This window comes from Fictibacillus nanhaiensis (genome assembly GCF_042686385.1).
GTDB classification, from domain to species: domain Bacteria; phylum Bacillota; class Bacilli; order Bacillales; family Fictibacillaceae; genus Fictibacillus; species Fictibacillus nanhaiensis.
The window spans coordinates 104,466-119,662 of the sequence record NZ_JBHUPF010000002.1 but is presented as its reverse complement, the minus strand read 5'-3'; the positions used below and the strand labels follow the sequence as shown (position 1 = coordinate 119,662).

The 15,197-nt window shown below is 38.6% G+C and carries 17 protein-coding genes; 11 read left to right on the top strand and 6 right to left on the bottom strand.

Annotated elements, in window-relative coordinates:
- Positions 1-23: 23 nt before the first annotated feature.
- From ACFS5O_RS01040 to ACFS5O_RS01020, 5 genes are all read left to right on the top strand, one after another.
- Positions 24-1,043 (top strand): hypothetical protein, encoded by a 1,020-nt coding sequence (locus ACFS5O_RS01040; protein ID WP_205724598.1) that lies wholly within the window; start codon positions 24-26, stop codon positions 1,041-1,043.
- Positions 1,040-1,972, top strand: a complete 933-nt coding sequence (locus ACFS5O_RS01035) for an ABC transporter permease subunit (protein ID WP_205724597.1) — start codon at positions 1,040-1,042, stop codon at positions 1,970-1,972. The genes ACFS5O_RS01040 and ACFS5O_RS01035 overlap by 4 nt, the downstream gene beginning before the upstream one ends.
- A 138-nt stretch (positions 1,973-2,110) precedes the next feature.
- On the top strand, positions 2,111-3,208 hold the full coding sequence (locus ACFS5O_RS01030) for an ABC transporter ATP-binding protein (RefSeq protein WP_205724596.1): 1,098 nt from the start codon (positions 2,111-2,113) through the stop codon (positions 3,206-3,208).
- Positions 3,209-3,409: 201 nt separating this feature from the next.
- The gene (locus tag ACFS5O_RS01025) at positions 3,410-4,189 is read left to right on the top strand and encodes a transporter substrate-binding domain-containing protein (RefSeq protein ID WP_318300075.1); all 780 of its coding nucleotides are present in this window, start codon (positions 3,410-3,412) and stop codon (positions 4,187-4,189) included.
- Entirely contained in the window at positions 4,182-4,835 is a 654-nt protein-coding gene (locus ACFS5O_RS01020; RefSeq protein ID WP_205724595.1) for an amino acid ABC transporter permease, read from the top strand. The genes ACFS5O_RS01025 and ACFS5O_RS01020 overlap by 8 nt, the downstream gene beginning before the upstream one ends.
- Positions 4,836-4,869: 34 nt before the next feature.
- Here ACFS5O_RS01020 and ACFS5O_RS01015 read toward each other — a convergent pair whose 3' ends face one another.
- A complete protein-coding gene (locus ACFS5O_RS01015; RefSeq protein ID WP_153239418.1) occupies positions 4,870-5,118 on the bottom strand; it encodes a hypothetical protein in 249 nt (82 codons plus the stop codon).
- A gap of 72 nt (positions 5,119-5,190) precedes the next feature.
- Positions 5,191-5,385, bottom strand: a complete 195-nt coding sequence (locus tag ACFS5O_RS01010; RefSeq protein WP_066239924.1) for an alpha/beta-type small acid-soluble spore protein — start codon at positions 5,383-5,385, stop codon at positions 5,191-5,193.
- Between the two features lie 188 nt (positions 5,386-5,573).
- Here ACFS5O_RS01010 and ACFS5O_RS01005 point away from each other — a divergent pair, with 188 nt between their 5' ends.
- Positions 5,574-5,882, top strand: coding sequence for an ArsR/SmtB family transcription factor (locus ACFS5O_RS01005; RefSeq protein ID WP_066391336.1), 309 nt, complete (start codon positions 5,574-5,576; stop codon positions 5,880-5,882).
- Between the two features lie 489 nt (positions 5,883-6,371).
- Here ACFS5O_RS01005 and ACFS5O_RS01000 read toward each other — a convergent pair whose 3' ends face one another.
- Together ACFS5O_RS01000 and ACFS5O_RS00995 are read right to left on the bottom strand one after the other, a co-directional pair.
- On the bottom strand, positions 6,372-7,733 hold the full coding sequence (locus tag ACFS5O_RS01000) for an aldehyde dehydrogenase family protein (RefSeq protein WP_318300089.1): 1,362 nt from the start codon (positions 7,731-7,733) through the stop codon (positions 6,372-6,374).
- Between the two features lie 15 nt (positions 7,734-7,748).
- Positions 7,749-7,889 carry a hypothetical protein gene (locus ACFS5O_RS00995; protein ID WP_318300074.1) on the bottom strand — a complete coding sequence of 47 codons (141 nt, stop codon included), beginning with the start codon at positions 7,887-7,889 and terminating at the stop codon, positions 7,749-7,751.
- A 142-nt stretch (positions 7,890-8,031) separates the two neighbouring features.
- On the opposite strand from ACFS5O_RS00995, the gene ACFS5O_RS00990 reads away from it, so the two are divergent.
- The 4 genes from ACFS5O_RS00990 (at position 8,032) to ymzB (ending at position 11,453) form a co-directional block, all read left to right on the top strand.
- Complete coding sequence (locus ACFS5O_RS00990) at positions 8,032-8,814, top strand: SDR family NAD(P)-dependent oxidoreductase (RefSeq protein ID WP_318300073.1); 783 nt, start codon at positions 8,032-8,034, stop codon at positions 8,812-8,814.
- A gap of 198 nt (positions 8,815-9,012) precedes the next feature.
- Positions 9,013-10,251: a DUF2157 domain-containing protein gene (locus tag ACFS5O_RS00985; RefSeq protein WP_205724593.1), complete on the top strand. Its 1,239-nt coding sequence runs from the start codon at positions 9,013-9,015 to the stop codon at positions 10,249-10,251.
- Positions 10,244-10,765: a GDYXXLXY domain-containing protein gene (locus ACFS5O_RS00980; RefSeq protein WP_205724592.1), complete on the top strand. Its 522-nt coding sequence runs from the start codon at positions 10,244-10,246 to the stop codon at positions 10,763-10,765. Before ACFS5O_RS00985 ends, ACFS5O_RS00980 begins: the two co-directional genes overlap by 8 nt.
- 355 nt (positions 10,766-11,120) lie before the next feature.
- On the top strand, positions 11,121-11,453 hold the full coding sequence (gene ymzB, locus ACFS5O_RS00975) for a protein YmzB (RefSeq protein WP_205724591.1): 333 nt from the start codon (positions 11,121-11,123) through the stop codon (positions 11,451-11,453).
- Between the two features lie 26 nt (positions 11,454-11,479).
- On the opposite strand, the gene ACFS5O_RS00970 is transcribed toward ymzB, so the two are convergent.
- On the bottom strand, positions 11,480-12,802 hold the full coding sequence (locus tag ACFS5O_RS00970) for a protoglobin domain-containing protein (RefSeq protein ID WP_205724590.1): 1,323 nt from the start codon (positions 12,800-12,802) through the stop codon (positions 11,480-11,482).
- A gap of 164 nt (positions 12,803-12,966) precedes the next feature.
- On the opposite strand from ACFS5O_RS00970, the gene ACFS5O_RS00965 reads away from it, so the two are divergent.
- Positions 12,967-13,119, top strand: a complete 153-nt coding sequence (locus ACFS5O_RS00965; protein ID WP_194270893.1) for a hypothetical protein — start codon at positions 12,967-12,969, stop codon at positions 13,117-13,119.
- Between the two features lie 51 nt (positions 13,120-13,170).
- Here ACFS5O_RS00965 and ACFS5O_RS00960 read toward each other — a convergent pair whose 3' ends face one another.
- Positions 13,171-15,195, bottom strand: a complete 2,025-nt coding sequence (locus tag ACFS5O_RS00960; RefSeq protein ID WP_205724589.1) for an ABC transporter ATP-binding protein — start codon at positions 15,193-15,195, stop codon at positions 13,171-13,173.
- Positions 15,196-15,197: the final 2 nt, after the last annotated feature.

Genomic DNA, 15,197 nt, shown 5'->3' with positions numbered 1-15,197 from the left:
ATTTAACAGGGGGATTTAGAGGTATGAAGTATTTTAAACAACCTTCTTTTTCAATCGGACTAATAATCTTAGTCGTACTTCTTAGTGGGAGTATAACCTATTCACTTTTGAAGGAAGAAAGTACACCTTCAAACATTCTTTATGATGACAAAGGAAAGATGATTGACCGAGCACCTTTTGAAAGAAGTGCAGAATACCCACTTGGTTCAGATCAATTTGGAAACAATTACGTGTTCGTCCTGCTTGAAGGAGCAAAATATACGCTCGGTTTTGTCGTATTAATTACGATCAGCAGAATGGTTCTTTCCATATTGATTTCATTTATTCTTCTTATGGTTCCAAGCTTTATAAAAAAACTGATCAATCGAATTTCAGATATTTTTTACTTCGCACCACTGTCTATTTTCGCTTACCTGCTCATCGCACCCGCTATTATTGCTTTCAGTTGGAGCTATTCTGACTTCACACAATTTATGATCACTACCTGTGTGCTCGTCGTGTTGACTGTGCCCGTCTTATCCGTCCAAATTGCAAATGAAATCTCTATCTTGTCAAAGGAAGAATTTATTCACCATGCACCGCTTCTAGGAGGAGGAAGAATTCACATCTTTATGAAGCATATCCTCCCCTGTCTATCACCTAAGCTTCTGCTCTTAACCGTTCAGCAAGCCGGGCAAACCTTAGCTATACTCGCCCATCTTGCTTTTTTAAAGATTTTCGTTGGGGGATTTACAAAGATCACATATACGCTTCCAGGTGTTTCGGGTACACCTGTTACGTATGAAAGAACCTTCTCAGATTCTCATGAATGGGGTAGTTTGATCGTTCAGAACTGGGACTTTTATTATGGCGCTCCAATACTCGTAATCGCTCCTGTATGTTGTTTTGTTCTATGTACTATCGCCATAAATTTAATGGTCTCCGGTATGGCTAAGAGTGAAAATCAACTATCCAAAAAGCAGAAGAAAAAGATAACGTCCTCTGAAGAAACCCTTCCAACAGCTTCATTTATGCCAGTAAAGAAAGAGAGGCTGAACGCATGATCAAAACGGCTGAAAAATTACTTTCATTCTTTTTATTATCACTTTTAGGGATTCTTCTTTTCACTTCACTGCCTGTCCTTATTTATGACTATTCGGTGCTGATGAATAACACTAGATTAATTGATACCGGGCAACTTGATAACAATTCTTTTTTAACGAATAGCATTCAGTTTGAACTAGTGGCTTATTTCGAACAAATTAAATTTACAGTGCAGCAACTCATGAACCTTACACAAACTACCTATTACTCTAATGGAAATGACTACCCGCTTTTACCTGCCCTTTTAGAAGTGTATCCGCAATCTTTAACGTTTTTTATGGGAGGGCTTTTAGCAAGTCTCCTAGTAGGAATCAGTCTCACTGTTATATATATGGTCTTTCCATACCGCATCAGGTCCATCATCAAGAAAGCCATACTTGCGATTGAAATATTGCCAGATGTTTTCATCATCATATTAGTACAGCTTACAGTGATTTGGTTTTATAAAACGACCGGATTCCTCATGTTCAACATCGTAAACGTATACAAAACAGAAGCATATTTTTTGCCCATATTCACGATTTCAATCCTTCCTACTCTATATGTAATGAAATACTTAATCTTAATATTGGAAGAAGAAGCTAATAAAAGTTATATTGAATTTGCAAAAGGAAAGGGTTTAAAGACCATATATCTCATCATTGTTTATATGCTGAAAAATACAGCTCCTTCTCTTTTTGGGCAATCCAAGACCATCTTTTGGATTCTTTTATCTAACCTTTTAATTCTTGAGATTATTTTTAATATTTATGGCATCATGCGCTTTATCGCAGATTATGGTGTAGAGAACCCACACCTTGCAGCCATATGCTTGATCGCTATCTTTCTCCCTTTCTTTTTCCTTTTTGCCTCGGGCAGTCTGCTTATTCGAAAATTAGACCCTCGATAACTACAAACACCCTCTTTGTGCACATTGCATAAAGAGGATTTTTTATTTTAGGCATGTCGTCCATTTACGATTACCGATATGAAAGCGTAAACTTAAAACATTAAGAAAACGTTTACATCGGAAGGGGAATTATAAAACATGGCAGGTATTAAGTTAAATAACATCGTAAAAAGATATGATAATAAAGTAACAGCTGTACATGATTTCAACCTTGATATTTCGGATAAAGAATTCATCGTATTCGTAGGACCATCTGGTTGCGGTAAATCAACAACGCTTCGTATGATCGCTGGTCTAGAAGAAATTTCTGAAGGTGACCTTATCATCGACGATCGCGTTGTAAATGATGTAGCGCCAAAAGATCGTGACATCGCGATGGTTTTCCAAAACTATGCCCTATATCCTCACATGAACGTTTATGACAACATGGCATTCGGTCTTAAACTAAGAAAGTTCAGCAAAGAAGAAATTGAAAAGCGCGTTAAAGAAGCAGCACGTATTCTTGGGCTTGAGCAATACTTAGATCGTAAACCAAAAGCGCTTTCAGGTGGTCAGCGTCAGCGTGTTGCACTAGGACGGGCGATCGTTCGTGATGCAAAAGTATTCTTGATGGATGAGCCGTTATCCAACCTTGATGCAAAACTTCGTGTTCAGATGCGTGCAGAGATCACAAAACTTCACCAACGTTTGCAAACGACTACCATCTATGTAACGCATGACCAAACAGAAGCGATGACGATGGCAACACGTATCGTTGTTATGAAAGACGGACGCATCCAACAAGTTGGATCTCCGAAAGAAGTATATGATACTCCTGAGAACGTCTTTGTTGGTGGATTCATTGGAAGCCCTGCAATGAACTTCTTAAACGGTACGCTTGAAGATGGATTCTTCAAAGTAGGTGACACGAAGATTGCAGTTCCTGGTGGAAAAATGAAGATTCTACAAGAAAAAGGCTACAATAACAAAGCTGTAATTCTAGGTATTCGTCCTGAAGATATTCATGATGAGCCTGTATTCTTAGAGTCATCTTCAAACACAAAGATCGAAGCGAAGATCGATGTTGCTGAACTGATGGGTGCTGAAACATTCTTATACTCTACAGTTAGCGGACAAGATTTTATCGCACGAGTAGATTCTCGTACAGACATTCGCAACGGTCAGGACATCTCCCTTGCGTTTGACATGAACAAAGCACATTTCTTTGATAAAGAAACAGAGCTACGTATCCGATAATCTAAAATTAAGTAAAGGGTTGAGCCCGAAGATTGAATTCTTCGCCTCAACCTTTTTTTGTGTTAAAAAGGTTTTCTTATATTTCCGCTGTTATTTTTTTCTTTATCGGGGAAAATGTTTAATGATTGACGAAATCGTCATTCGTTTATACAATAAATTCTATAAAATTTGTCGGGATTATCCTGACTAGGAGGACTTCACTTGAAAAACACATTTAAATTCCTGTCAGCTCTCGCTCTTTCTGTCATTCTGTTGTCAGCATGCGGAAATTCAGACGAGTCAAAATCAGGTTCGAACACGGATAAAAAAGTACTTACAATAGGTACAGAAGCTACATACCCACCTTTCTCATACCGCGATAAAAAGACAAACGAAATCACTGGGTATGATGTTGAAGTAGCTAAAGAAGTTGCCAAGCGTCTTGATATGGAGCCGAAGTTTGTTGCAACTGAATGGAAGAACATGTTTACGTCTCTAGACTCCAAACGATTTGACCTTGTAGCGAATCAAGTAACCATCACGGACGAAAGAAAAGCTAAATATGATTTCTCGACTCCTTATACCGTGTCTGGTGGACAAGTTATCGTCAACAAAGACAACAAAGATATTAAAGGAATTGAAGATTTAAAAGGCAAAGTAGTCGGTACAACACAAGGAAGTAACTATGCTGCTGAAGCTGAAAAAGCTGGAGCAAAAACAAAGTTCTATAAAGGGGCTGCACAAGTTTTAACAGACCTAGATGTTAATCGTGTAGATGCTGCAATGAACGATCAGCTTTTCATCCTGACAGAATTAAAGAAAACGGATTATAACGTTAAAGCGGTTGGTGAACCTTTTAACGAGAATGAAATGGCATTTGCATTCCGAAAAGATGATAAGAATCTCATTAAAGATGTAAACAAAGCGCTTGAAGAAATGAAGAAAGACGGCACACTGAAAAAGCTTTCTGAAAAATATTTCGGAGAAAATGTAAGTGAATAACTTATCAGAAATTCTGATCAACTCCCTCCCCTATTTGTTGGAGGGAGCTGTTTTTACTATCGTCATAAGTCTTGTGTCGATTTTCGGAGCGCTTGTTTTCGGATTGGTTGTTGCGTTATGCAGGATGTCATCGAATAAATTCTTGTCAGGGATTGCTAAGGGGTATATTTCTTTCTTTAGAGGAACGCCATTATTAATTCAATTATTGATTCTCTACAACGGTTTCACGTTTATCTATGTACCAGAAGGATGGCAGGCAGCTCTCGCTGGACTCATTCTTCATTTTAGTGCCTATATTGCAGAATCCTATCGCGGAGCCATTCAATCGATCGAAAAAGGCCAATGGGAAGCCGCATTCTCACTTGGAATGAACAGATATCTTACCTATAAGGAAGTCATTCTTCCCCAAGCATGGAGAATCTCCATCCCATCCGTTTGGAATTCATTGATCGATATCGTTAAAGCCTCTTCATTAGCATCCGTCATTACAGTACCAGAGCTTACCTTGGCGGCAGATCAGATCAGTGCCTCACAATTGATCGTACTTCCTGTACTCTTAGAAGCTGCAGTGATCTATTGGATTTTAACGTCCCTTCTGGATGGCCTTCGCGTGCTGCTTGAAAAAAGAATCCGAATCAGCCATTAATCCTTCATGTCTCTTTTAGATATGAAGGTTTTTTTTATTCCCACTCACCTATAAAAAATAAAACTTCTTGGTGACAAGCATCACAATAAAACACATGTGGGCACTGACTTTCTGCAAAATTATCGGGATATCCATCCTCAAGCTTGAGTTCATCTACTTCCATATAAGGGCTGTAATCATCGAAAAAATCACTCACTCTTCCTTGATCTTGAACGGCTCTTCCGCATTCCGGACAGCGAACGTTTATGGTTTGAAAATTATTACAGATCGGACACATCGCCATCACTTTCAACTCCTGTATGATTTAAAAAGGGAGCGGATTCCTCCACCCCCTTTGTATCAACTTCATGTTAAATTAGCGATTACCGCCACTTAACTGTTGCTGACCCATTGCGACTAAACGTTTTGTCATTTCCCCACCAACCGAGCCATTCGCACGAGCAGTTGTATCTGGGCCAAGTGTAACACCGAACTCAGATGCGATCTCATATTTCATTTGATCAATTGCTTGCTGTGCTCCTGGGACAACCAATTTGTTTCTTCTTGCCATGTGTTTCACCCCCTTGTTCTTATTGTGTATCTCGGTGGTTTCTCTATTCGCTCTTATCACTGGCAATATATAGCGTTGTTCCCACTACAAATCGATGGATGTATTCAAAAAAGTTGTCTAGTTGGTTTATACTGAATTATAGTAAGGAAAAATCATGTGATGATTATGAATAAAGTTGGTGAAAGAAAATGTCAAATGAATATGCAGTAGAGATGTTTAGAAAAACAATACCTTTATTTCAAGCATTGGGTGATCCAGTCAGACAAGACCTTGTCCTGCTTTTAGCTGAAACCGATAAAATGAATGTTACCGATATTGCCAGTCAATCTCCAATGTCACGTCCAACCGTATCCCATCACTTAAAAATTTTACGAGAAGCTGGAATTGTTGGGACTGAGAAAAAAGGAAAAGAGATTTTTTATTTCTTAACGCTTGATCAAACCGTTGTTCAGCTCAAACAACTCATTCACATTATTGAAGAGGAATGTATTTTGTGATTTTTAGTATTCGCATGCAATGTTGCTCTTGTAAGTAGTTGATTTCCGTTCCAGGTTGCTCGCTTTCCGGGGGGTGTGCGGTGAGCCATCTTGCCGCTTTGCGCCATAAGATGTCTCACCTGTCACACTGATCCCCCAGGAGTCTCCCACCTTACACTACAATCACCCTTTCAAAGATGCTTATTGAAAACTAAAAGGAACAGCTATTTAAAGAACTAAGCTTTCAATTTCTATTGAAAAAAATACTTCTAAAAAACGATTCAGCATGATTGGCTGAATCGTTTTTGTTTTGGCTAACTTTTTTTGTTATTTACTTCTTTGACAAGTTGATTGAAGTGGAAGTTGCGAGACTCCTACGGGACGAGCGGTCAGGTGGAGACTCCTAAGGGCGCAAAGCGGCAGGAGGCTCACCGTTCGCCCCGTGGAAAGCGAGCAACTGTAACGTAAATCAACTACTTCAAAAACAACTCTGCAATGCTAAAACAGCTCTTATTTTTTCCGAAGCTGTTTGATGCCTGAACGTATAAGTTCCGCTCTCCCTTTACTGTTTGAAAAATAAGCTTTGATCAATGTTCTTATGTTTGAGTACTTATTTTCATACGGATACCAATTGATCTCTCTTTGTTTGATACCCGAATCCTTCATCACAGACATCTGACGAGTAAAGATGAACAATCCTTCGTCTCCATGATACCTGCCTACACCGCTGCTTTTCACACCGCCAAACGGCAGATGAGGATTCGCTACTGAAACCAACACATCATTTATGACTGCACTACCTGTTACAAGTTTGGATGTCACACGATTCGCTTTTGTAGCGTCCTTTGTCCAAACACTTGCATTCAATCCAAATTCCGTGCTGTTCGCCCTTTCAATCGCCTCTTCCTCTGTTGAAAAGGATATTACAGGCAGGACCGGTCCAAACGTCTCTTCTTTAACGATGTTCATATCTTCCGTAACATTCGTTAAAATCATTGGTTCCAAATACATGCTTTCTCCCCACTGATCTGGATCTTTACCAGTAAGCAGAAGAGCACCTTTATCTAATGCATCCTTCACGTGACTTCTGATGATCTCTTTTTGATGAGAAAAAGTTAATGAACCTATATCTTCTCCAAGTTTCAGCTTTTTCGTTTCTTCTACAAGACGGTCGATGAACTCTCCATGAATCGCATGTTGCACATAAACTCTTTCGATCGACATGCAAACTTGCCCCGCATTGGTGAATGCACCCCAAACCGCCCCATTCACTGCTCTTTTAAGGTGAGCATCTTCAAATACGATCATAGGATCTTTTCCACCAAGTTCGAGTGTATAAGGAATAAATCTCTTACTTGCTTCAACTCCAATCTTACGTCCTGTTTCTACAGACCCTGTAAAAAAGATGCCATCTGGTGTTCCAGAAACTAATGCCTGGCCAAGCTCTTTTCCGCCATGCGCAACTTGAAGAACATTCTTTGGGAGATTGACTTCTCTCGCAATTTTTTCAATCAATAATCCAATCGTTGGTGTCACTTCAGATGGTTTTAAAATGACGGAATTTCCCGCAATCAAAGCAGAGATTATCGGTGTCATCGATAATTGAAAAGGGTAGTTCCATGGTGAGATGACTAAAACTGTTCCTAAAGGAAAATAATCCATGTATGAAGATTTCCCTATAAAAAGAAGTGGTGTCGAAACTTTCTTTCGCTTTAAAATTTTGGGTGCTCGCTTTTCATAGTGCGCGATTAGGTCAATGACAGGCATTAGATCTGCTGTTAGAGCTTCTGTCTTTACTTTTCCAGTCGCAGCACAAATTTCATCTACGATTTCATCCATGTTTTCTAACAGATGCTGCTTGATCTTTTTAATAAACGTTAATCGAGCTTATAATGATCGAGTGGACCAATATTGAAAAGCAGCAGACGCTTTCTCAAACATTTCAGGTATTTGATTTTCTCCCGTTTCTAGCCACTGATCGATGGTTTCACCTGTTGCTGGGTGTTTTGCAACCACTACATTTTTCATTGTGCGCGCCTCCTTTTTCGAAATATTCATATTCCTTTTATCATACCTTTTTTGATTGGTTAGTGTTTATTTATTTTTGTAGTTATGATATCATGTTGATATTCTTAAACATATAAACATGATATCAGAAAGGATGTTTCTTATGATAAATAATAAAATTGTACTTATTACAGGAGCTTCAAGCGGAATTGGTCTTGAGTTTGCCGATCTCTTTGCAAAAGACGGCTATCATTTGGTGCTTACAGCTAGAAATCAGATGAAGCTTGATGAGCTTGCTGAGCAGATGTCTAAAAAATATGGTGTTCCCGTTACAGTAATCCCTAAAGACTTAAGTCGCCCAGATGCCGCAGAAGAACTGACTGCAGAGATTATCGCAAAAGGTATTGAGATTGATGTTCTGATCAACAATGCAGGATTCGCTGCATACGGACCATTTAATGAGACATCATGGAAAGATGAAAAAGATATGATTCAAGTTAACATTACAGCTTTAACAACACTGACAAAACAACTTCTTCCTGGAATGATTAAACGTAATCGAGGGAAGATCTTAAACGTTGCCTCAACTGCAGCTTTCCAACCTGGACCACTAATGGCTGTCTATTACGCAACTAAAGCATATGTACTCTCCTTTTCAGAAGCCATCAACTATGAATTACGCCATACCGATGTCAGTGTGACAGCTCTTTGTCCGGGTGCTACAGCTACAAACTTTGAAAAACGTGCGAGCCTTGAATCTTCTCGTTTGTTCCAATCAGGTGCGATGGATGCGAGCGATGTTGCACGATCAGGCTACAAAGCGTTAATGTCTAACGAAGCATTGGTGATTCCAGGGTTTAAAAATAAAGCTTTGGCTAACATCGTTCGATTCTTACCCCGGAAAACAATTTTAAAAATTGTGCATTATGTACAAGACAAAAAATAAATGTAATAATTTTGGGAACAGCATAGTTAGCTGTTCTTTTTTTCTTGAACTATATCTAAACATAAGACTTCGTATACTCTTTTCAATTTATTGCTTGATAACATAATTTCTGTTGTGTAAAATTACACCAAAAGAGAATATTGTGGTTTCGTCTGAATGTTTATGGCTCTACATATACATGAATTGAGGTGGTATAACATGAACAAACAATGGATGAGAAAAGAAGGTCAAAAGTGGATCGCTGACAACATTATTTCCGAAGATCAGCTAGATTTAATCCTTGAAAGATATCCTGACTCGATTGACAATCGAAAAGTTACTGGTGTATTACCTATTCTAGCTAGTGTATTAATCGGCATAGGAATCTTGTCTTTCATCGCATCAAATTGGGGAGTAATCTCACCAATCGCTAGGCTTTCCCTACTTATCGTGTTTATGCTCGGTTTTTACTATTCAGGTGAACGGAATTTGAAAGCTGGCCATCGTTCATTAGGTACTTCTCTTAATCTTCTTGGAATCATTACTTTTGGAGCAAGCATCATTCTTTTAGGTCAAACTTTTAATCTTAATGCAGCGGATGCCCGTCTATTCGTTTTCTGGAGCCTTCCTGCCATCTTTTATTTGTTTAGAGATCGTCACAGGCTATATTTCTTCCTTCTTGGGCTTTTAACAGTCGGAGGACAACTTTACAGCATAAGTGAATTTCAAAGCTTTAGTTATCTTTTATGTATTCTTTTTATCACAGCGGTAGGAGGCTTTGTTTTCTTGTATCCGTCCACTCTAAAATCTTGGATTTTTACGATTGGACTTAGTATTCAAGTTCTTATGTTTATTACGGTAAACGATATTAATCTACTTTGGTTCTTCTTAGTTGGCTTCGCTTTATTTACAAGCTCTTTATGGGTTGAAAAGAAAGTATTCAAACAACCGTTTAATCGCCTAGGGACACTTATCGCCTTTGGTTTTGCTTACGGATTATATTTCTTACTTACAAATGAATTTTCTTCAGACTTTGATCTACCTAAACCTTTTCTGTTCATCCCTGTATTGGTGGTGCTGTTCGCTCTATCAGTCCTCGGAAAACGTCAGGAGAATGTATACATGCACGCATGGGAACTATTGATTTTCATGCCTTTCTTTTACCTTGTCAAAGTAACTGATCCATTAATTGTAGGCATTGTCTATTTAATCATTATGTTCGTTTATTCAGGCTTCAAACTTGCTGAAGGCTATCGTAACGAAAGTCGTTCACAGATCAATTTTGGTATCATACTTTTTCTGCTCGTTTGCTTAATGGGTTACTTTAATCTGGCTTGGTCCTTTATGCCGAAGTCCATCTTCTTCTTACTTGGCGGCGTTCTTTTATTCATACTTAATGCATTTCTTCAACGTAAGAAAAAGCAGATCTTAAAGAACGGAGGTCCGCATCATGATTAAAAAAAGAGGTTGGATGATCGCTGCCCTTCTGCAAGTTCTATTTCTCATCTTTATCGCAGGAAGTTATTACAGCATCGATTATTTTGGAAAAGAGATCAAGATTAAGACCGTTCCCGTAGATCCCAGAGACCTTTTGTATGGTGATTATGTAACACTTCGTTATGATATTAGTACAACGCCACTTAAAAACTATAGGGGAGATGCAGCTGAACTCGATCGAGGTCAACAAAAAGCCTATGTTGTTCTACAGCCTAACAAGGAAGGTTATTATGTTATTAAGAATGTTTATTCTAAAAAGCCAGATGTAACGAATAACCAAGTTGTGTTAACGGCAAAAGCTGAAAAGGTCTGGGGGGAAAACTCCTTTGATCATATTCAGCTTACTTATGGATTTGAGAGGTATTATGTTCAAGAGAACACAGGAAAAGAACTTGAACAGCAAGCAAAAGACATGGATGTAATCATAAGTGTGGCACCTTGGGGAGCTCATAAGATCGTAGAGCTAAACCCTTAAATGCTGAACGACTCATAAAGAGCTGAAAATGCTTTTTATGAGTTTTTTTGTTTATTGCTGGGAAGCTTTTGTCGAAAATCTGATAAATAATTTTATCTACGGAATTATCGAGGATTACCTCGTATAAAAATGGGTTTACCTCGTAATAAAAAGAGATTACCTCGTAATGTGTGTCTCTGGTTCTCCTCTTATGGACATTGCATCCATAGTGTCCTGCCGACACACACTACAACATCCCTATTACAATATCCAAAAGGTAAATAACGCTCCTACATCTATTTTTATAACGAATTACTCATTATTCGCCGGTTTAAGTTTAAGGATTACGGGAAAATTGAATAATGAGGTGAAAACAATGTCAGATACTAAAATAATCGAACTAAAAGATTTACTAAATGGGTGGGCTGGTAACCAGATTTCTATTCGTAAAGAAGAAGCTGGAGATCTAGATCAAATCAGGATCTCACTGGATAAGGCAACCTTTGAACAAAGAGACGCACATGATGACTATTTAGGAGACCACATATTGTTTTTACACGGTACAGCTTATGTAGCAGAAGATGGTTCACAAGTAGAGCTACCAACCATTACGTACGAGATACCCATCGATGGAATCAATGATATTCGAACAGACGAAAACATCGTTTCATTCGAAACGAATAGAGCACAATATGTTATCAATAAATAAAGAAGCGATCCCGTGGGATCGCTTCTTTATTCTTGTTGCATGGTTTTCGTAACATCTGTTAACGAATCGGCTGAGACCGCAATCTGTCCTACAGCATGACTCAGTTCTTCTATTACTTCAGCCATCACTTCTACTTCTTTTTCTAGCTTTCCGCTTCGATCCGTACTCTCGTCCATCTTAGATAGGATTGCAACAAAGAAATCTGATATTTCCGTAGCTTCACTGACACTATCGTTTATATAATGATGAATACTTTCTACAGATTGAGTAACAGCTTCTATTCGTTTGTGTGTATTTTTTACAAGTTCGGAAACACCTGAAACAGAAGTCTTTGTTTGATCTGCTAACTTTCTAACTTCATGTGCTACAACAGAGAAACCCTTTCCTGCTTCTCCAGCTCGAGCAGCTTCTATCGCCGCATTAAGGGATAGAAGATTCGTTTGTTCCGCAATCGCTGTAACGATATCTACAACATCGTTAATTTTAACAGTTGCTTGTTCCAAGTTGATCAGTTCAGCTGTAATTTGTTTGGATTGGTCTTTTACTTTTAGAATCATTTGCTGATGATCATCTAATTTTTCCTTACCTGCTAATGAATGATTAGAAACCTGTACAGCAGATTCTGCTGTGCTCTTTGCAAAAACGACCACTTCATCTGCCTTTGACGTTAACTCTTCCAGGGCTGCACTTGTCTCTTCTGAGATACTCGCTAGTTCTTCCACAGAATCCCCGACTGATAATGCGATCTTCCTTTTTTGCTCTTCATGTTTTTCTCTTTGTTTGATCTGCTCTGATTCAAAAGCCTCTAAAACAATCTGTTGTTCAAAGTTTAAGATTTTTGTTACTGCTTTAACAGCGAGTTGATACTCCTTTTTATTCTCAATATGTTTGTCTAATATCGATAAAAAGGACAGCAACATATCTTGAAAAGAACAGATGTACCATTTCGGCTGCAAACCGATCTTAAAGTGGATGTGGGCGATTACTTTTCTTTGTTCGATATAATTTGTATCAATAATACCATCAAACATTTCTTGTATATGCTTAATCAGCGTTAATTGGAGCTTATTAACCGAGCTATGTTTTTGAATAATTTCCATCAAGCCAGGAACGTGTTCAATATTTTTATAAAATTGGTCCACGATCTCTTCTATATTCTCAGAGATCAACGGCTTGATCGAGCGAATGATCGCTAAATCATCCACTGTTAATGAAATCATTTTCAGTTGCTTCTGCCACTCACTGTTAGGAGAAACTAAGATTTTCACTTCTTCTGTAACCGTTTTAGTAGGATTCAGCACGGTTGTCGTACTCTTCTTTTTTGTTAAGATGCTTAAAATAGATGCCATTTCAATTTCCTTCTTCCTGATAATCACTTAGATTTCATCCAATTTGATGCATTTACATGCGACTAATCGCTCATTTTGTATATTCATATGTTTTATCGACTTCATTTAGGGAATCTTTCACTAAACAAAAATAATTTCAAAAAATGAAAAGAGGAGTGGTTCACATGTGGAAAAAGAGATGGGTAGCTGGTACATTGGCAGCCATGTTAACGTTAGGTGGATTAACTGCTTGTGGAGACGGCGTTGATCAAGACAACGGCGTAGACGATGGCGAACAAAACGATGAGATGGATGAAAAGAATAAAGAAGAAGGTTAATATTCTATCAATAAACGAAAGAAAAGAAGCCCCTTAGGAGCTTCTTTTTGTTTAACTTACTGCACGTGTTTCTGTTTTTCCTTGTTGTAGCTGATACATCTGGAAGTAACGTCCCTTTTCTTTCATCAATTCATCATGACTTCCACGTTCCACGATCACACCACGATCGAGAACGAGAATTTGATCAGCACTCTTAATCGTAGAAAGTCTGTGTGCAATAATAAAAGTGGTTCTTCCTCTCTTCAACACATCTAACGCCTCTTGAATCACAGCTTCTGTTTCTGTATCGATACTTGCCGTTGCTTCATCAAGAATTAAGATAGCTGGATTGTACGCTAACGCTCTTGCAAATGAGATTAATTGACGTTGACCAGATGAAAGGGTACTTCCCTTTTCAATAACCGGTTCATCCAACCCTTTTGGCAGATTGTTGATAAACGGCATAGCTCCTACATCCGTCAGTGCCTTTTCAACTTGTTCGCGCGTGATTTCAGGATTATCTAAGCTTACATTGGATGCGATCGTTCCTGTAAACAAGAATGGATCTTGTAGAACGATTCCCATATGCTGACGAAGCTCCTGTTTAGAAAGCTGCATGATGTCTTGCCCATCAATCATGATCTTCCCTTGTTTAATGTCATAGAAACGGAACAACAGATTCATGATTGAACTTTTCCCGGAACCCGTATGACCGACAAGCGCCACTGTTTCACCTTGATTTGCTTCGAAAGCGATATTTTTGAGGACAGGTTCACCTTCTACGTAACTGAACGTGACATCTTGAAACGCTACATTCCCTTTATATCGTTCGATCTCAGATTCAGTCACTTTCTGTCCTGGCTCATCCATCAATACGAATACTCGCTCTGCAGAAACAAGTGCCTGCTCAAGCTGTGCAAGCTGATTAACCATACCTGTTACAGGATGGAACATACGGTTCAAATAATCTACAAAGGCATACAGAACACCGATTGAGATAACGGAACCTACGCCAAGCGCCTGCCCACCAAAGTGCCAGATGAATGCCATGAATGCAAGGTTCTTTAATAACAACACAAGGTTATGTCCCGTCATGGCGTTAAGACTTAAGAGCTTATTTTGAAAGGTAAAATATTCTTTATTCATCGTTTCAAATTCTTCTGAAGTCTTATTTTGTTGTTTAAATGCTTGAATGATCGTCATCCCATTGATCGATTCGTTTATCATTCCGTTAATGTCACTAAGTGTAGAACGAATCTTATGATTGTATTTAGACGCAAACTTTCTGTAAACAATGATCCAAACCACAAGGATCGGGACCAGGATCAAACAGATGGTTGCAAGCTTAGGATCAAGCAAGAACAATGCGATGAATATCCCTGTCAAATAGATGATTCCTGTAAAAAAGTTTGCTAGAACATTAATAAATAATTCTTTGATCGCCTCTGTATCATTGGTAATACGAGATACGATTTTCCCTGCAGGTTGATTATCAAAATACGTAATGGCTACACGCTGAACGTGAGCGAACACATCTTGACGAATCTTCTTGATAACCAGATTAGAAGAGCGCTGTAACATATAGCGCTGACCATACTGAAAGAATGCTGCAAAAACGAGAAGACTTAAGTAGATCATGGTCAGTTTCATGATTCCTCTGATCTCTGGCTTGTAAAAAGCAAATGTTTCACTCGTACTTAATTGATCTGCCGGATAGGTTTCTGATTTTCCTTTAAAAGAAATCGTCACCTCTCCGTTACTCGCTTTTCGTTCCCCATCAAAAGCTATCTTGTTTGGTACAACAAAATAGTCTCGTTTCACTTGTATAACCCGTATCTCTTTTCCTTTATCTTCTCCAGGATCAAAATGATCACTTCGCTTATACCAGTTTCCATCGTATTTCACTGCTTCTTTTTCTTTACTATCCACTTGATGCCATGGCCGCTCGATACCAAGAATATGGTCATCAATCATCGTCTTTGCGATGAACGGTCCAGTTAGCTCCGCTCCAATGGCAACAGTAAGCATCAGAAGCCCGAGAATAAAATTCTTTTTATAGTGAAGTGCGTATTGAAACAGGCGTTTTCCAACGTTCATGG